The sequence below is a fragment of the Acinetobacter halotolerans genome, assembly GCF_004208515.1.
Classification (GTDB): Bacteria; Pseudomonadota; Gammaproteobacteria; order Pseudomonadales; family Moraxellaceae; genus Acinetobacter; species Acinetobacter halotolerans.
Genome location: NZ_SGIM01000003.1, coordinates 14,398 through 31,066, shown reverse-complemented (window position 1 = coordinate 31,066; position 16,669 = coordinate 14,398). Strand labels below are relative to the sequence as shown.

Genomic DNA, 16,669 nt, shown 5'->3' with positions numbered 1-16,669 from the left:
AATACACGATATTTCTTATTTTTCATTCACACATCTCGCATTATAAGTACAAATGTTCATGCCTTAAGCAAAAAATTAATCACCACAGCCAGAATAAAAGAATGACCCACCAGAAATTTGATAAAGACTAAAGCATGTATATTAGTTTTATTGATACACATATCAATAAAAACACGATGAAAATGAAATAAATTCATGCTTTTTAGTCAGCTTGTGCTAGTCCTATCCGCTAAGTCGATGTAACATACTCTGTCTTTTTGAAAATACCAGTGATAGGACGTTCATGCGCGAGTATGCTGTTTTTACTTCAGAATCTGTAAGCGAAGGTCATCCAGACAAAATGGCTGACCAAATTAGTGATGCAATTTTAGATGCAATCCTAAAAGAAGACCCGTATGCGCGTGTCGCTTGTGAAACATTAGTAAAAACAGGTGCGGTTGTTCTTGCTGGTGAAATCACAACGACAGCCAATGTCGACTTTGAAGCGATTGTACGTCAAACCGTAAATGGTATTGGCTATCATCACTCTGATTTAGGTTTTGATGGATCAACTTGTGCGGTCATCAATATGATCGGCAAGCAATCACCTGAAATTGCGCAAGGTGTTGACCGTCAAAAACCAGAAGATCAAGGTGCAGGCGACCAAGGTTTAATGTTTGGTTACGCCAGCCGTGAAACTGATGTCCTTATGCCTGCTCCTATTTCGTATGCGCATCGTTTAATGGAGCGCCAAGCTGAGTTACGTCGCTCAGGTGCTTTACCGTGGTTACGTCCAGATGCAAAAAGCCAAGTGACCTTTGCCTATGAAAATGGCATGCCAGTTCGCTTAGACGCAGTTGTATTATCGACCCAACACGATCCTGAAATTTCTCAAATTCAACTCAAAGAAGCTGTGATTGAAGAAATCGTCAAACCGATCATCCCAGCTGAAATGTTCCATTCAGGAACTAAATTCCATATCAATCCAACTGGCATGTTTGTGATTGGTGGTCCAGTTGGTGACTGTGGTTTAACAGGTCGTAAAATCATTGTAGATACATATGGTGGTATGGCTCGTCACGGCGGTGGTGCTTTCTCAGGTAAAGATCCATCTAAAGTTGACCGCTCTGCTGCTTATGCAGGTCGTTATGTCGCTAAAAATATCGTTGCCGCGGGTTTAGCTGATAAGTGTGAGATTCAAGTTAGTTATGCAATCGGTGTTGCTGAACCAACCTCAATTTCGATCAATACGTTTAACACAGCCAAAGTATCAGAAGAGTTGATTATTCAACTTGTTCGTGAACACTTTGACTTACGTCCATATGGCATTACACGTATGTTGAACTTGATTCAACCGATGTACAAGCAAACAGCTGCTTACGGACATTTTGGTCGCGAAGGTTCAGATACTGCATTTACTTGGGAAAAAACAGATAAGGTTGACATCTTGAAGGATGCTGCTGGATTATAATCTCCAGTTACAACTTTATAGCAAAAGCTCACAGCTACAAAACTGTGGGCTTTTTTTATCTAGAACTATTATGAGTTTCTATTTTTTAGGATTTACACTCTCGTGTTTAAATATTTCAAACAATGAGTTTTTCTGCATTGCTTGATCTTCATGATGTTGCTGTAAATATATATGCACAACTTTGACAATCACCACAACCACAAAACAAGCTGCAACACAGAGCATCCATAAACCATAAGGGCTGCGGATATGCTGAGAACCACAATAAGGACAAGCCTTATCTGTTGATGCAACAACCTTGTCACAACATGCACAATGATATTGAGATAACATCATTTAATCCTCCCACTTATTATTTTTTATTTTCTTCTCATAACAATTTTACCGTTACAGTTTTATCCTATGAGAAAAAAATCGAGAATACAATCTTGTTTTAGAACCAATACTTTAAAAGTAACACAATTATATGACAGCTAAATGCATTTCTTAGAACACCTCAGTCACCTCAGCAACATGACAATTTTGATCTTTTATATAATTTGTTAGAATATGCTTTTAAAACCACGGAAATCTCAACATGGCTCAATTGATCAACAAAGGTGGATTCCGTGAACGAGCCAACCGCAGTCGTAAGTATAAACATTCGGAAAATGAGATAACGACACTCCCACCGAGTGAATATCAACCACCAAATAAAGAAAAAGATAAACAGATCCAAGTTGACCAAAGAAACGATCAGACATCTGAACAAGACGCATAAAAAAACACGCTTTTAAAAAGCGTGTTTCTTTGATTCCTTGTGTCATTGTTAATTTACATCTTTGAACTCAATTTTCTTCTGATCTGGTTTTACTTCACGCGCCTCACCATCGATGATCGTAGAATCACGATATTGACCACCACCCTGTTGTTGATTCTGCATTTCTTGCATCTGACGCATCATATCTGCAAAGGGATTCTGTCCAGCGGCACCGCCAGCTCCCATACCACCCATCATTTGTTCCATCATGGCTTGTTGACGTTTTGCCATAGTTTTCATCAAGGCATTGCGAAGTGCTGTTTGAACAGCAGGGATCAGCACGAGGATTGCAAGCACATCCGAAATTAAACCTGGAATGAGTAATAGAAAACCACACACTGCAAGTGCCAGTTTTTTAGTGACAGCTGGATCAGCACCGAGCTGTCCAGTCATTTGCATCTGCTGCAATTGCGGCATGATACTTGATGTACTTGAACGGACAAGGTTTAAACCAATAAAGAATGCGAAGATGAACCAAAAGAATACGTACCACATACTCCCTACAAGGTCGCCCACGCCGATCCATACTAAAACTTCAGCAATTGTGCCAAATACCACGATAAGAAGTAGATTCATGTCAAAGCTTCGTCTATCTCAGAAAATTGAAAAAATGTGCAGCACAGAGTGTATAAAAGTAAAGCTGGCACAGCAAATAAAAAATCATCGTAAATAAAATGATGGGTGCTTTTTTTCAATTATCAAGGCTGATAAAGCAAGTTAAATAAAAAAGCGCTCAATTAAAACCTGTTTAATTGAGCGCTCCGACTATCCTCAATGATTAACCACAAGTTGCATTGGTAATCTTTTTAGATTTTGGATCAACTGTGACCGTCACTCGGTTTTCACGATAGTCCATCGTTACTGGCTGGTTTGGTCCAATGCTACGTACAATTTCAGATTTAGTTTTTTCTTTAATCTGCGCTTCACTTAGACCTGTTTGACCAATCAATTTTTGTGCTTCATCAGCTAAACATTTTGGCTGATTCGCACGGAAAAGCTCCCACTCTTCTACTACTTGACCATTAGGTAGCTTACAGTAACCAACCTGACCATTCGCCTCATTTCGAATTTCCAACTGACCGCCCTGATCAACACAGAATTTGCTAGCAGGGTTTGCCATACCAATTTTTGGTGGCGTAAGTTCTTGATTTGGTGTTGATGAACACGCTGCAAGTGAAGTCAGGATTAAACCTAAAAATAAAAAATTTTTCATATGTTTATATTCTTGCAAAAAAAATAAAGATAACAAAAAAAGTTGTATTTTATGTCTATGATTTGAAACAAAAGTGCTTCATAAATACCAACTGATTAGAAAATGTAAGCATTGTTGCATTTACCATACCACTGGTACATATTCACCTTTTCTTATTCTATGCATTCTATTTTCTAAAAAAGTAAAAGCCAAAAACAAAAAAGCTCACCAAAGTGAGCTTTTTTTACAAGTCATACGGCTTGTTTTAAGAAACTACCGTAATACCTGTTGCTTGAGGGCCTTTTTTACCATCAGCAATAGTAAATGACACTCGTTGACCTTCATGTAGAACTTTAAAACCATCGCTTTGGATTTCGCTAAAATGAGCGAAAACATCTTGTCCAGAGTCAGCATGAATGAAACCAAAACCTTTAGTTTCGTTGAACCACTTAACCGTACCAGTCACAGTATTAGACATATATTTAACCTATTTTTTCAAAAATTTTTTAGATGCTTAATCGCAATTAACTTGAAATAATAAACTATGAAACTAAATCTGATAAAACGAAAGGTTTGATTAAACTACGAAATGAAAAGATTTGTTGAATCAACAGTGTTATTCTTCTAGTTGTCTTTAACTATACACCACTTTACTTTTTCTATGCAACACATCGCCCACAACATAGCAAAAACATAGATATTTCAAAACCAATCTATTTTTCATAGAAACAAACTGTTTATTTTTTTCATTTTTTCAAAAACTTAATAGAAAAAAACTGTTAACTCCATTCTCATTACTTATGGAACCTAACCAACCATATTTTCATGGATTTTTGTAAAATCATGATGATTTTTTTTAAATATAAAAAAGCCCACTTGTGTGAGCTTCTTTTTTACCGAATGACTTCTGTTAGATAACGGTAATGTTTGTAGCTTGTGGTCCTTTTTTACCTTGACCAAGCTCAAACTTAACGCGTTGACCTTCGTGTAAAACTTTAAAACCACTGCTTTGGATTTCGCTGAAGTGAGCAAAAACGTCTTGCCCTGAGTCAGCTTGAATAAAACCAAAACCTTTAGTTTCGTTGAACCACTTTACAGTTCCGTTAACAGTTTCAGACATAAAACCTAAACCTTTAAAATCTTTTGTTTAAAAAAAAAGCCAAACTAGAAACAAAACTGCTTCTGATTTTAACTCTATCTATTTTGCTTAAATAGATACTACAAGCATACCAAATTTTAGGTCAAACGATATAGCTTATTGACCGAAGTATAGAAACTTTTTCCGTCTTGGTTAAATTCAATTTCTTGACCAGACTGCAAAAGTATCTTTTTACCTACTTCTACCCATTTAAAACCATCCATTGTACTTTGTTGGCGTTTAAGTGGGATAATTTGCACACTAATTTCATTGCCATTTGTGGCAGTGGCGACATGCCATTCACTAATAATATTCAAAACTTAAATACTCATTACTGAGCTCAAGTGATCGATCTAATTTACTACAATGCTAGATGAGGGAAAAGGCTACATAACTAGAATTTAATAATTTTTAGCTTTATTTAAGGTTATTTAAGCTAACTCAGCTACTGCTTAATCAATAATAAACAACAACTTTTAATACATCACAGAGCAATATTAATTTGGAAGCGGGGGTCGGATTTGAACCAACGACCTTCGGGTTATGAGCCCGACGAGCTACCAGACTGCTCCACCCCGCATCAGCGAATTAGCTTTATACGCCCCTACACCTGACAATGCAAACTTTATTTATAAAAATCACTTAATTTTTAAATTAACGTTCATATTTAATACAAATACGAGATAAAACTTAATTTTAATCATCTCAATGGGATAATAGCGAGTAGATAGAAAAATAGAGTTTTGAATAGAAATTCATACGTATTGTGCAATAAAAAAACTATATTCTTATAATTCAAAATACTACAAAATTATCATGCAGCTAAAAGCGCATTATGTAACAATATCAATCATCTTCTATTGTTTTATAGTGCTTCATGTCACTCATTATTGGTATTGATCCTGGTTCTCGTTTAACAGGTTACGGAATTATCGAAAAAGATGGTAACAAATTACGTTTTGTCGATGCGGGAACCATTCGTACTGAAACACAGGAAATGCCTGAGCGTTTAAAACGTATTTTTGCAGGTGTAGAGCGTATTGTTAAATTTCATGGACCGACAGAAGCTGCTGTAGAACAAGTATTTATGGCACAAAACCCTGATTCAGCTTTAAAGCTTGGTCAAGCACGTGGCGCAGCGATTGCAGCATTGGTCAATTTAGATTTACAAGTTGCCGAATATACTGCACGCCAAATTAAGCAATCGGTTGTCGGCTATGGGGCTGCGGAAAAAGAGCAAGTGCAAATGATGGTGATGCGCCTACTTAATTTAAGCATTCAGCCTCAATCTGACGCAGCTGATGCACTTGCTGCTGCGATTTGTCATGCACATGCCTCAGGAAGTATGACTAAACTGGCAGTGCTGAATGCTTTAGGTGGTATGGCACGTGGACGAAGTCGTTCAAGTAGTAGACGTCGTTAATCATTCACAACTTTATAAATCATTTTTCCCATTTCATGTGCTTGTAAACCACGGATACCGCTTTCAGCTAAAAGATCACCTGCTTGTGCATGTAAGCTAACGATTTCATGCAACTTAACATGCTGATGAAATTGTGCTTTTAAACTGGCAATCATCCCTGCCAAGACATCACCCATCCCTCCGGTGCCCATGCCTGCATTACCTTGGGTACAGATAAATAGATCATCTTCTAAAATCAAGCTACCTGCGCCTTTCAACACCCATTGTCCTGCATATTTTTGTTGTAATTGATGAATGGCTGCGATTCGATCTTGTTCAATTTCAGCGGCTGTACAGCCCAATAATGTCGCCGCTTCGCCTGAATGCGGAGTTGCAAAGATATGCTCATTTAACTGTTGTGGATGCTTGGCTAAAAACCAAAGTCCATCTGCGTCAAGCACAACTTCTAATTGCGTATTTTGATTGAGTGAATCTAACCATTGTTTATAGATATTTTCAGCCCAATCATCTCGTCCCAACCCCATACCAAAACAGACGGCATCCACGTGATGACATAATTGTTGAATATCATTTTGATTTAAAGTATTGATATCTTGAACCATAATATTCGGTGAACGCGATAAGATCGATTGATGATGTTTGGCATGGCACACCACACTGACTTTTCCTGCACCTGCATAAAAAGCAGCTTCAGCAGACATGATGACCGCTCCACCCATATCTGCATGCCCTCCCACTACCAAGACATGCCCATAACTACCTTTATGACCGAATGCTTTGCGTTTAGGTAAAGTAATTTTTTCTGGTGATAAATAAGCCACTGGCTTTAATTCTTCGTCGGTTGGAATTAGGCTGACTAAATGAAGCTTCCCTACAAATTCCTTGCCTTGACCTGTGAACAGTCCAGCTTTATAACCGAGAATCGTAAAAGTCTGGTCAGCTTGAATAGCACACGGAAACGCCTGTCCAGTATTGGCATGTAGTCCGCTTGGAATATCAATTGAAATTTTCAAGCCTGTTTGTGCATTAAACAGTTGAATAATATTTTGCCACCTTAGATCTAGTGCTCGGTTTAGGCCAATGCCAAATAAAGCATCTATATGACAATCAAAGACTGGTAAATTTGAATGAACGTTTTGTTCAGCTAATAAGTAATCAATGGTTTCAATTTCCACCTGTTGAGATTGCGCATATATATAAGCTTGCTTTAGATCAGCAGAGTGACCTAACTCAGTGGCAAATACCGTTACCTCAAAACCCGCTTGTTTTAAAAATGCAGCGATATAAAAACCATCACCCGCGTTGTTGCCTTGACCACACCAGATCGCAACCTTGTGGATATTTTTTTTTAGAAATTGATTATGAAGTTGCTGTGTAATTGCCCAAGCAGCTTGTTGCATAAGACCAAGTGAAGAATTTTGCTGAGCAAACCAACGTCGCTCCCATGCTTGAATACTTTGGCTATGGTAAACTGGGCGTTGCATGTTTATTCCCCTATTATTGGTTTATGGCTTCCACCGCATCGTCTCAAAAACTGTCTCAAAAAATTGAGCTACAACAGTTTGATCCTCAAGAACTTAAAGCATGGATAAAAGCACAGGCTTTAGACTTAGGCTTTTCTGATTGTGTCATTGCCAAACCAGATGCTCAAGATCAAATGCCACGTTTCAAAGAATATTTAAAACGTGGCTATCATGCTGACATGCATTATCTAGAAGAAAATTTAGAAAAACGTGCTAATCCAACCTTACTCGTACCGGGCACAAAAAGCATTATCTGTGTGCGAATGAACTATCTTGTGGCATCACCCAAGTCTCGTTATGTACCATTTGAACCAAATTCAGCCATTATTGCGCGTTATGCTCGTGGACGTGATTATCATAAGGTCATGCGAGGACGACTTAAAACCTTAGCCACTCGCATTAAAGAAAAAGTGGGAGATTTTGAATCACGTCCTTTCGCTGACTCAGCCCCCATTTTTGAAAAGTCTTTAGCTGAGAGTGCCGGCATGGGGTGGACTGGAAAACATACATTATTAATCCACAAAAAATCAGGTTCTTTTTTTGTCTTAGGCGAACTCTTTACCTCTTTAGAATTGCCCTTTGATGAACCTGCAACAGCACATTGTGGCTCATGTACTGCATGTATTGACATCTGCCCAACCCAAGCAATTGTTGAGCCTTATATGCTGGATGCTAGAAAATGTATCGCGTATTTGACCATTGAATATAAAGGTATTATCCCCGAAGACCTACGCCAAGGTATTGGCAATCGTATTTTTGGCTGTGATGACTGTCAGCTTATTTGCCCTTGGAATGGTTTTGCTCAAACAGCATCTATCCCTGACTTCGATCCAAGACATAGTTTAGACGACATTAGTCTGCTCGAAATATGGCAATGGGATGAAGCAACATTTTTAGCCAATACCGAAGGCAGTCCAATCCGTCGTACGGGCTACCAATCCTTTAAGCGTAATATTGCAATCGGTTTAGGAAATGCGCCATACTCAGCTGAAATCGTAGCCAAATTGCAAGAAGCAAAAATATGGCACGATGAGATTGTAAATGTACATATTGATTGGGCAATTCAACAACAATCGCGCCAAGCAATTGTGCATCAAATAGAAAAATGATGTTTTTTGCCCTTTGGCTTTGGCATGATTTCTGTATGATTAATCTCAACAAACGTAATCTATCATCATGGATATAACAATGACTGTACGTAATGACTGGACTCGTGATGAAATCCAAGCCCTATATGATCAACCGTTTTTAGACTTAGTATTTGAAGCGCAAGGCGTTCATCGTCAACATTTCCAAGCCAATACGATTCAGGTAAGTACGCTTCTTTCTATTAAAACAGGCAAATGCCCAGAAGACTGTAAGTATTGCTCACAATCAGCTCGTTATGATTCTAAATTGGAAGCTGAAAAACGTATCGCGGTCGATAAAGTTATTCGCGAAGCACTATCAGCAAAAGAATCGGGTTCTTCTCGCTTCTGTATGGGTGCAGCTTGGCGTAATCCGCATGAACGTGATATGCCGTATGTACTGGAAATGGTACGTGAAGTGAAAGCACTTGGTTTAGAAACGTGTATGACCTTAGGAATGCTCAATCAATCTCAAGCAGAACGCCTAAAAGATGCTGGTTTAGATTATTACAACCATAACCTAGATACATCTCGCGAATATTATTCACATATTATTAGTACCCGTACCTTTGATGATCGTCTGGATACCCTTGATCATGTGCGTCAGGCAGGTATGAAAGTATGTAGCGGTGGTATTGTGGGCTTAGGCGAAAGCCGTAATGATCGTATTGGTTTATTGCATGAACTTGCGACTATGCCTGTTCATCCTGAATCCGTGCCGATTAACATGCTTGTGCCAATCGAAGGTACACCACTTGCTGATGTTGAAAAACTTGAAGTAACTGAATGGATACGCACGATCGCTGTTGCACGTATCATCATGCCGCATAGTTATATTCGTTTATCCGCTGGCCGTGAGTCTTTAAGTGATTCTGATCAAGCACTAGCATTTATGGCTGGGGCTAATTCGTTATTCTCTGGTGAAAAGCTTTTAACCACACCAAATGCAGGTGAAGGTAAAGACCAACTCTTGTTTGCTAAACTCGGTCTCACTGCTGAAAAACCGAAACCAAGTATTGCTGAACTCACAGTAGATGCCATGAGCGCATAAATTCAAAAGCCTTGTCAGTCGACAAGGCTTTTTTCTAAATAAATCACTAGTTTTAAATTGATGTAACCAATATGCCGTATTTGGCATTCAAAAACATGCCAACTCGGATGATATCCACACCTGCTGCATGTGTCACAGACAACTCTTGCGTATGCACATCAAAATGAAATGAATCAAAGATCTCTTGATGATGCATCAACCACAAAATAGTATCGCTAATACTTTCATCTACAGTATAAGTTTCTGAGTTAAAATCCTTATCCATAACATTATTCTGATTACTTGATTCGATATAAACATCATAACCAATACATGTCTTAAAATCAGCTTGATAAAAAAACACTTAGCTAAAGGATCTATAACTAAGTGTATCAACGAGGAATTAGTCTTCTATGCCCAGCTTAAGCCGCTTGCGGGCTTACGATCGTTTGACCGCCTTTTAAGCATGCAACAGCTTTTGGATTAAACTCCAAAGTCAGTACATGATTATCTAAATGCACGTGGTACGCACGAATCAATGCTTGCTGCCCTTCATCAGTGTCCAATACATATTCATCTGCAATATTTAAAATGCCTTCTAGATTTGTTGTACTTGAAGCTCGATCATGACCAAACAAATCATAAATCGTTTGTAAATTAAAACTGGTACGCTGTTGTTCTGTAGAGTGACTTTTTAAATAATCCTCTAAGAACAAGACGAATTTATGAGCAAAGAAATAGTAGTTTGGTTTATGGGTATAAAGCATGTTCATTGAAATCTCCTTATTGGTGTTTTTACCATCAGACCATGATTAAAAACTAAGCTCCCAATCTTAAGAAATTCTTAAAACCAATTATGCATTTTTGTTAATGCCATACTTTTTGACTAGAAATTCAAAAAAATGTTTCATCAAACACGGACTGTCATAAAAAATTCATATAAAAAAACCTTAATTTTGAACAAAAATTAAACAGTTACTCAATATTTACTTAAAAAATTAATGGATTTATGCGTGATTTTTCACAATTTCTATAAATAAAATTATTTTTCCAACAAAAAAAAATAAAACTAAACAGCCACTTACTTACAGTTTTCATAATATATGATTAATAAATTAATTTTATGTGACGTAGTTTGCATTTTTTTTAATAACTGGTATATTTCGCACATTACTTGTTCGGCGCAAAAATAACCTGAAAAAGTAATCTAATTCAATTTTTTAGCTGATGTATTCGAGATATTATTATGAAAAAACTTGCTTTGATCGCTGCACTTTCAGTTGTAGGTATTGCAAATGCTCAAGCTGCTGATGGTACTATTACAATCAATGGTTTAGTAACTGACAAAACTTGTAACATTGTTACTCCAGCGGGTAAAGATTTTATCGTTACTCTTCCAACAGTTTCTAGACAGACTTTAGCTAATGCTGGCGATGTTGCAGGTCGTACTCCTTTCCAAATCAACTTAGAAGATTGTTCAGAAGGTAAAGTTGCAACTTACTTCGAACCAGGCGCGACTGTTGATTTCAATACTGGTCGTTTAATCAACCAAGCTGCTGCTGGTGCACAAAACGTTGATGTTCAATTATTAGGTAACAACAACCAAGTAATTCCAGTACTCGCTGCTGGCGCAACTGGTGCTCAAACTAACTCTCAGTGGGTTGATGTTGTTGAAGGCGGTAGCGCTGATTTGAACTACTATGCTGAATACTATGCTACTGGCGCATCTACTGCTGGTGAAGTAACAACTTCAGTTCAATACACAATTATTTATCAATAATTTATTGATAACAGAGTTTCTATGTTTTAGAGCGTAGAAACTCTTTTCACTTTTAAAATCATCTGTCTTTTTTGAGAATGTTGCACATGTCATTTAGCGGTTGTAAATTTTTGTCTGGTATAGCACTTTGTTCAGTGATGGCAACTGTCACACATGCAGAAATGATCATTCACGGTACACGGGTTATTTACCCTTCCGATGCACGTGAAGTGACCTTACAACTTAGCAATAATGGCTCAAAACCTGCACTTGTCCAAGCTTGGATTGATGAAGGTGATCCAAAAAGTACCCCTGACCAATCAAAAGTACCTTTCATGATCACGCCTCCGATTTCGCGTGTGGAAGCTGCAAAAAGCCAAACGCTTCGTATCACAGCGTTGCCTAGTGCTTCACAATTAAATCAACAACAAGAAACTGTACTTTGGTTAAATGTGCTAGATATCCCACCTAGTCCAACAGGTAAAGGGAATGAAGCTATCCCAGATAATTTCTTGCAACTTGCGATTCGTTCAAGAATTAAGTTTTTTTATCGTCCAGCAACTATAAAAGCAGATGCCAACTTAGCGGCTGATAAACTGCAATGGCAAAAATCTGGTCAAAGCCTTGTCATTAAAAATCCGACCCCTTTCCACATTACCATGACTTCAATTTTCCAAGCCAATGGTGATAAAAAAGTCGATTTATTACCTCAAGGTCTCATGCTAAAGCCTTTTTCCGAAGATCGTGTTCAACTAAAAAACACGAATACTGAGAAGATGAGTTTTATCAATGTAAATGATTATGGCGGACGTGTCGAAAGACCAATCAAGTTCCAATAATCATTCTTCACTTAAATAACCAATAATTTTAAGTACCTATACCATATAGGCGATTTTTATCATGTCTAAACAGCACGCACCACATAGATTATTAAAGCGTCATATTTGTTTTTACCTTGCATCTGGCATGGTCAGCATGACTGTTCCTGTTATGGTCTATGCAGATGAACCCGCACACAAAAATGCGATGGAAGCTGAGTTTAACTCTTCTTTTTTAATCGGTGATGCGCAAAAGATTGATATTTCGCGTTTTAAATATGGTAACCCCGTTTTAGCTGGTGAATATAACGTCGATGTATATATCAATGGCCAATGGTTCGGAAAACGCCGAATGGTGTTTAAAGCAGTTGATCCAAAACAAAATGCGATCACATGCTTTAACTCAGGTGCCCTACTCGAATACGGTGTAAAACAAGATATTCTTGCTCGACAACAATCCGCTTTATCACAAAATAGTTGTTTAAAAATAGATGAATGGATTGAGGATGCCTATTATGATTTTGATACTTCAAAATTACGTGTAGATATTTCTATTCCCCAAGTTGCATTACAAAAAAATGCGCAAGGATATGTCGATCCAAGTATTTGGGATCGTGGTATCAATGCCGGTTTCTTATCTTATAGCGGTACTGCTTATAAGACATTCAATCGTAGCAATGACAATAAAGAAACAACCAATGCATTCATGGCCTTGACTGCTGGAGCGAATATAGCAGGTTGGCAATTACGCCATAATGGTCAATGGCAATGGAAAGACCGACCAAATGAAGATGAAAAGAAATCAAATTATCAAACCACAAGTACCTATTTACAGCGAGCTTTCCCACAATATCGCAGCGTTTTAACACTGGGCGATAGTTTTACCAATGGTGAAATTTTTGATTCATTTGGGTATCGTGGTGTCGATTTTTCTAGTGATGACCGTATGTTACCAAATAGTATGTTGGGCTATGCACCACGTATTCGTGGTAATGCTAAAACCAATGCTAAGGTAGAGGTTCGTCAACAAGGTCAATTAATCTATCAAACCACTGTATCACCAGGAAGTTTTGAAATTAATGATCTTTATCCAACAGGCTTTGGTGGTGAACTCGAAGTTTCAGTCATCGAATCTAGCGGTGAAATACAAAGATTTGCAATTCCTTATGCTTCGGTCGTTCAAATGTTACGTCCAGGTATGAGTAGATATTCTGTTACTGCTGGTGAATTCCGTGATCGTGATATTGATTTAGACCCTTGGGTTGTACAAGGTAAATATCAACGCGGTATCAACAACTACCTGACGGGCTATACTGGTTTTCAAGCAACTGAAAAATACGCTTCAGCATTAGTTGGTACAGCCTTTGCCACACCGATTGGTGCGATTTCACTTGATGTGACGCACTCTGAAGCTGATTTTGAAAAAAAAGAATCACAATCAGGTCAAAGTTTCCGCCTAAGTTATAGTAAGTTAATTGCACCAACAAGCACTAACCTAACCTTAGCAGCCTATCGATATTCGACCGAAAATTATTATAAATTACGTGATGCACTATTAATTCGCGATTTAGAACAAAAAGGTATGAATAGCTTCGCTGTTGGTAAACAACGTAGTGAATTCCAAATTACCTTGAATCAGGGGCTACCTGATGGTTGGGGTAACTTCTACATGGTCGGTTCATGGGTGGATTATTGGAATCGCAAGGAAAGTGGCGAGCAATATCAAATTGGTTATAGCAATAATTACCAAGGCTTAACATATGGTTTATCTGCAACCAATCGTCAAATTGATTATGGTTCAAATAATCAAACACGCGATACCGAATATTTGATGACACTTTCATTCCCATTGAGCTTTAAAAAGCATTCAATGAATGTCAATGCAAACGCATCACAAAACAACCGTACTGTTGGTGTCAGTGGCACAGTAGGAGATCGTTTTAGTTATGGTTCATCTATGTCCCACCAAGACTATAACAGCCCTACTCTAAACGTGAATGCACGATACCGTACCAATTATACAACTGTTGGTGGTTCATACAGTATTGCTGACGCGTATCAGCAAGCAATGGTTAGCCTCACAGGTAATATTGTTGCACATCGTGATGGTGTTTTATTTGGCCCTGAACAAGGTCAAACCATGGTACTTGTTTATGCGCCTGATGCTGCTGGTGCAAAAGTGAATAATACAACTGGTTTAACAGTAAATAAGGATGGCTATGCTGTTATTCCTTACGTTACTCCATATCGTTTAAATGATATCACTTTAGATCCGCAAGAAATGTCGACTCATGTTGAGTTAGAAGAAACTAGTCAGCGTATTGCTCCGTTTGCAGGTGCAATCACAAAAGTCGATTTTTCTACCAAAACAGGTTATGCCATATATATCGCAGCAAAAACAGCAACAGGTGAAAGTCTTCCATTTGCAGCACAAGTGTTTGATCAAAACAATGAAGCAGTTGGTATCGTTGCTCAAGGCAGTATGGTTTATTTGCGCACACCTAAAGCACAAGATCACCTCTATGTAAAATGGGGTGAAGATAGCGCTGAGCAATGTGAAATTACCTATGACGTAACAGCACAACTTGCGCAGGATCAACAAAGTTTAATAATGACTGAGGCGGTTTGTAAATGAAAAAATTACTCTTAAACAGTGTTTTGCTTACCGCAGGTCTTGGTTTGTATGGAGAGGCAAATGCAGCTTGTCGTATGACGAGCTACACTGCTAACGATGTTAAAATGTCAGTAGGTCGAGTTGTCGTTCGTCCAAGTGATGAGGTAGGGAAAATCTTACGAAGAGCGACTTTTCCAATCGAAGACAAAGGCACTCGAGTTGATCGTTGTGATTCAACCGACCGTTTAATTGCTGAACTAAATCAAGCCTATCCTCTCAGTCCACTCGGTAATAGTATTTATTCAACTAATATTCCAGGTATTGGTATTCGACTTTATCGTGAGGCAGAAAATGCTACCAATTTCTCTGGTTATTATCCATATGTTCGTGGAGGACTTAGACCGAATACAGTATATAACTTAGCGCCTGGCTACTTTGTTGTAGAAATTGTCAAAACAGCGGTGCAAACTGGTTCTGGAGCCTTAGTTCCTGGGCAATATAGTAGCTATTATGTTCAAGGTTATGCAGCTCGCCCGTTCCTGACAAGCACTGTTCTTGCTAATGCGATCACGATTGCTTCTTCCTCTTGTGAGCTTCAAGGAAATATCAATAAAGTCGTCACCCTGCCAACAGTAACAAAATCAGGATTTACAGGTGTAGGGTCAACTCAAGGGCCTCAAACTTTTGACTTAAATATTCTCTGTAATGGTGGTCAAAACCCAACTGGTTATGAAGAAAAGAATCTAATTAGTCTAAGTTTTGATTACACACAAGATGGAACAAATAATCAGGTGCTCTCAAATACTGCCCCTGCTGCAACCAAAGCGAATGGTGTAGGTGTACAACTGCTTTGGAATTATGACAGCAAGAATCAAGTGATAAAAAAAGGTGATAAGCTAGAAATCGGCACTGTAAACTCTAATGAGAGCGTACAATACAATGTTCCTCTGACAGCACAATATTATCAAACTGCAAATAATGTAAGTGCAGGTACAGTTCGTGCGATGGCAACAGTGACTATTGAATACGATTAGCAATCATACGTGTGTTAAAAGCACTTGGATCAAACACTGATAATAAAAAACAGATTTTCCAACCCAATCAATAGATTGGGTTTTTTTATATCATTATTCAGTATTATCATGCTTGTTACTCTTAATAAGAATCCCTTATAAATCCCAAAACTCACAATAAAAATACAATTAGTGATGCAGTTATCACAACTAAAAATAGACAAAATTATCAATAAAAAAATAAAACCAAAACCACATCACATTTAAAAAATTAATTTAATCAATATATTATTTCGATATTGCCTTCATAAGAATTTCCATGTTAATTAATAATATATACATAGATAAAAGGAAATAATCATGTATAAAAAATCATATAAACTATTATTTGTATTTTCATTAATCTCAATTTCGACAATCAGCTTTGCGACGGGAACCATTCACTTTAACGGCAATATTGTTGAAGATACATGTACAACACGTCACCACAACCCCGATTGTGAGAGAATTAACGATTTATTTAAGAAAATAAATAACCAATCAACATCTTTAGAAGATTTAAATAATCAATCACAGAAAAACAGTATAACTGAAATCAAAGTAGAGCCTCTACCCGATGAAAGGAGTGCAGTGATTATCGCAAGTTATTACTAAAGCAGAGGTTTAAATCATTATTTAAAATTGACATGTGCTATTAAAAATAACATCTTAGCTTGATTTAATAGCACATTAATCAAATCATAAATATTTTCTGTTATTCATATCATCTTAAAAGGCTCAAAT

The 16,669-nt window shown here is 37.7% G+C and carries 19 protein-coding genes and 1 tRNA gene; 10 read left to right on the top strand and 10 right to left on the bottom strand.

Going from position 1 to position 16,669, the window contains the following annotated elements; genetic code table 11:
* The first annotated feature begins 283 nt into the window (after positions 1–283).
* Positions 284–1,450, top strand: a complete 1,167-nt coding sequence (gene metK / locus EXE30_RS04345; protein WP_130161350.1) for a methionine adenosyltransferase — start codon at positions 284–286, stop codon at positions 1,448–1,450.
* Between the two features lie 78 nt (positions 1,451–1,528).
* Here the strand turns inward: metK and EXE30_RS04340 are convergent, their stop codons facing one another.
* Entirely contained in the window at positions 1,529–1,783 is a 255-nt protein-coding gene (locus EXE30_RS04340; RefSeq protein ID WP_130161640.1) for a hypothetical protein, read from the bottom strand.
* A gap of 244 nt (positions 1,784–2,027) precedes the next feature.
* Here EXE30_RS04340 and EXE30_RS04335 point away from each other — a divergent pair, with 244 nt between their 5' ends.
* The gene (locus EXE30_RS04335) at positions 2,028–2,210 is read left to right on the top strand and encodes a hypothetical protein (protein WP_130161349.1); all 183 of its coding nucleotides are present in this window, start codon (positions 2,028–2,030) and stop codon (positions 2,208–2,210) included.
* Positions 2,211–2,258: 48 nt separating this feature from the next.
* Here the strand turns inward: EXE30_RS04335 and EXE30_RS04330 are convergent, their stop codons facing one another.
* The 6 genes from EXE30_RS04330 to EXE30_RS04305 all read right to left on the bottom strand — a co-directional run bounded on the left by EXE30_RS04330 (position 2,259) and on the right by EXE30_RS04305 (position 5,159).
* Complete coding sequence (locus EXE30_RS04330; protein ID WP_130161348.1) at positions 2,259–2,825, bottom strand: FxsA family protein; 567 nt, start codon at positions 2,823–2,825, stop codon at positions 2,259–2,261.
* A gap of 202 nt (positions 2,826–3,027) precedes the next feature.
* Positions 3,028–3,462 carry an I78 family peptidase inhibitor gene (locus tag EXE30_RS04325; RefSeq protein ID WP_130161347.1) on the bottom strand — a complete coding sequence of 145 codons (435 nt, stop codon included), beginning with the start codon at positions 3,460–3,462 and terminating at the stop codon, positions 3,028–3,030.
* Positions 3,463–3,706: 244 nt separating this feature from the next.
* Entirely contained in the window at positions 3,707–3,919 is a 213-nt protein-coding gene (locus tag EXE30_RS04320) for a cold-shock protein (protein WP_004670777.1), read from the bottom strand.
* A 432-nt stretch (positions 3,920–4,351) separates the two neighbouring features.
* Entirely contained in the window at positions 4,352–4,561 is a 210-nt protein-coding gene (locus EXE30_RS04315; RefSeq protein WP_004670776.1) for a cold-shock protein, read from the bottom strand.
* Between the two features lie 116 nt (positions 4,562–4,677).
* Positions 4,678–4,896, bottom strand: coding sequence for a transposase (locus EXE30_RS04310; RefSeq protein ID WP_130161346.1), 219 nt, complete (start codon positions 4,894–4,896; stop codon positions 4,678–4,680).
* A 186-nt stretch (positions 4,897–5,082) separates the two neighbouring features.
* Positions 5,083–5,159: transfer RNA gene (locus EXE30_RS04305), tRNA-Met, on the bottom strand.
* Positions 5,160–5,456: 297 nt separating this feature from the next.
* On the opposite strand from EXE30_RS04305, the gene ruvC reads away from it, so the two are divergent.
* Positions 5,457–6,002: a crossover junction endodeoxyribonuclease RuvC gene (gene ruvC / locus EXE30_RS04300; protein ID WP_121929219.1), complete on the top strand. Its 546-nt coding sequence runs from the start codon at positions 5,457–5,459 to the stop codon at positions 6,000–6,002.
* Here ruvC and EXE30_RS04295 read toward each other — a convergent pair.
* Positions 5,999–7,486: an NAD(P)H-hydrate dehydratase gene (locus EXE30_RS04295; protein ID WP_130161345.1), complete on the bottom strand. Its 1,488-nt coding sequence runs from the start codon at positions 7,484–7,486 to the stop codon at positions 5,999–6,001. The two genes, ruvC and EXE30_RS04295, sit on opposite strands and share 4 nt — an antisense overlap.
* 23 nt (positions 7,487–7,509) lie before the next feature.
* Between EXE30_RS04295 and queG the strand changes: the two genes are divergently transcribed.
* Positions 7,510–8,634, top strand: a complete 1,125-nt coding sequence (gene queG, locus EXE30_RS04290; protein WP_130161639.1) for a tRNA epoxyqueuosine(34) reductase QueG — start codon at positions 7,510–7,512, stop codon at positions 8,632–8,634.
* Between the two features lie 79 nt (positions 8,635–8,713).
* Positions 8,714–9,703: a biotin synthase BioB gene (gene bioB, locus EXE30_RS04285; protein ID WP_004670766.1), complete on the top strand. Its 990-nt coding sequence runs from the start codon at positions 8,714–8,716 to the stop codon at positions 9,701–9,703.
* Between the two features lie 52 nt (positions 9,704–9,755).
* On the opposite strand, the gene EXE30_RS04280 is transcribed toward bioB, so the two are convergent.
* Together EXE30_RS04280 and EXE30_RS04275 are read right to left on the bottom strand one after the other, a co-directional pair.
* Positions 9,756–9,968 carry a hypothetical protein gene (locus EXE30_RS04280; RefSeq protein WP_130161638.1) on the bottom strand — a complete coding sequence of 71 codons (213 nt, stop codon included), beginning with the start codon at positions 9,966–9,968 and terminating at the stop codon, positions 9,756–9,758.
* Between the two features lie 136 nt (positions 9,969–10,104).
* Positions 10,105–10,455, bottom strand: a complete 351-nt coding sequence (locus EXE30_RS04275) for a hypothetical protein (protein WP_130161344.1) — start codon at positions 10,453–10,455, stop codon at positions 10,105–10,107.
* A 473-nt stretch (positions 10,456–10,928) separates the two neighbouring features.
* Between EXE30_RS04275 and EXE30_RS04270 the strand changes: the two genes are divergently transcribed.
* The 5 genes from EXE30_RS04270 (at position 10,929) to EXE30_RS04250 (ending at position 16,540) form a co-directional block, all read left to right on the top strand.
* Positions 10,929–11,462 (top strand): fimbrial protein, encoded by a 534-nt coding sequence (locus EXE30_RS04270; RefSeq protein WP_130161343.1) that lies wholly within the window; start codon positions 10,929–10,931, stop codon positions 11,460–11,462.
* 86 nt (positions 11,463–11,548) lie between these two features.
* Complete coding sequence (locus tag EXE30_RS04265; protein WP_130161342.1) at positions 11,549–12,280, top strand: fimbrial biogenesis chaperone; 732 nt, start codon at positions 11,549–11,551, stop codon at positions 12,278–12,280.
* Positions 12,281–12,341: 61 nt separating this feature from the next.
* Positions 12,342–14,894, top strand: a complete 2,553-nt coding sequence (locus EXE30_RS04260; protein WP_130161341.1) for a fimbria/pilus outer membrane usher protein — start codon at positions 12,342–12,344, stop codon at positions 14,892–14,894.
* A complete protein-coding gene (locus EXE30_RS04255; protein ID WP_130161340.1) occupies positions 14,891–15,907 on the top strand; it encodes a fimbrial protein in 1,017 nt (338 codons plus the stop codon). Before EXE30_RS04260 ends, EXE30_RS04255 begins: the two co-directional genes overlap by 4 nt.
* A 339-nt stretch (positions 15,908–16,246) precedes the next feature.
* The gene (locus EXE30_RS04250) at positions 16,247–16,540 is read left to right on the top strand and encodes a type 1 fimbrial protein (protein WP_130161339.1); all 294 of its coding nucleotides are present in this window, start codon (positions 16,247–16,249) and stop codon (positions 16,538–16,540) included.
* Positions 16,541–16,669 lie beyond the last annotated feature (129 nt).

Coding starts and splice junctions, on each gene's coding strand:
- metK (WP_130161350.1), top strand. CDS start 284: ATGCGCGAGTATGCTGTTTTTACTTCAGAATCTGTAAGCGAAGGTCAT.
- EXE30_RS04340 (WP_130161640.1), bottom strand. CDS start 1,783: ATGTTATCTCAATATCATTGTGCATGTTGTGACAAGGTTGTTGCATCA.
- EXE30_RS04335 (WP_130161349.1), top strand. CDS start 2,028: ATGGCTCAATTGATCAACAAAGGTGGATTCCGTGAACGAGCCAACCGC.
- EXE30_RS04330 (WP_130161348.1), bottom strand. CDS start 2,825: ATGAATCTACTTCTTATCGTGGTATTTGGCACAATTGCTGAAGTTTTA.
- EXE30_RS04325 (WP_130161347.1), bottom strand. CDS start 3,462: ATGAAAAATTTTTTATTTTTAGGTTTAATCCTGACTTCACTTGCAGCG.
- EXE30_RS04320 (WP_004670777.1), bottom strand. CDS start 3,919: ATGTCTAATACTGTGACTGGTACGGTTAAGTGGTTCAACGAAACTAAA.
- EXE30_RS04315 (WP_004670776.1), bottom strand. CDS start 4,561: ATGTCTGAAACTGTTAACGGAACTGTAAAGTGGTTCAACGAAACTAAA.
- ruvC (WP_121929219.1), top strand. CDS start 5,457: ATGTCACTCATTATTGGTATTGATCCTGGTTCTCGTTTAACAGGTTAC.
- EXE30_RS04295 (WP_130161345.1), bottom strand. CDS start 7,486: ATGCAACGCCCAGTTTACCATAGCCAAAGTATTCAAGCATGGGAGCGA.
- queG (WP_130161639.1), top strand. CDS start 7,510: ATGGCTTCCACCGCATCGTCTCAAAAACTGTCTCAAAAAATTGAGCTA.
- bioB (WP_004670766.1), top strand. CDS start 8,714: ATGACTGTACGTAATGACTGGACTCGTGATGAAATCCAAGCCCTATAT.
- EXE30_RS04280 (WP_130161638.1), bottom strand. CDS start 9,968: ATGGATAAGGATTTTAACTCAGAAACTTATACTGTAGATGAAAGTATT.
- EXE30_RS04275 (WP_130161344.1), bottom strand. CDS start 10,455: ATGAACATGCTTTATACCCATAAACCAAACTACTATTTCTTTGCTCAT.
- EXE30_RS04270 (WP_130161343.1), top strand. CDS start 10,929: ATGAAAAAACTTGCTTTGATCGCTGCACTTTCAGTTGTAGGTATTGCA.
- EXE30_RS04265 (WP_130161342.1), top strand. CDS start 11,549: ATGTCATTTAGCGGTTGTAAATTTTTGTCTGGTATAGCACTTTGTTCA.
- EXE30_RS04260 (WP_130161341.1), top strand. CDS start 12,342: ATGTCTAAACAGCACGCACCACATAGATTATTAAAGCGTCATATTTGT.
- EXE30_RS04255 (WP_130161340.1), top strand. CDS start 14,891: ATGAAAAAATTACTCTTAAACAGTGTTTTGCTTACCGCAGGTCTTGGT.
- EXE30_RS04250 (WP_130161339.1), top strand. CDS start 16,247: ATGTATAAAAAATCATATAAACTATTATTTGTATTTTCATTAATCTCA.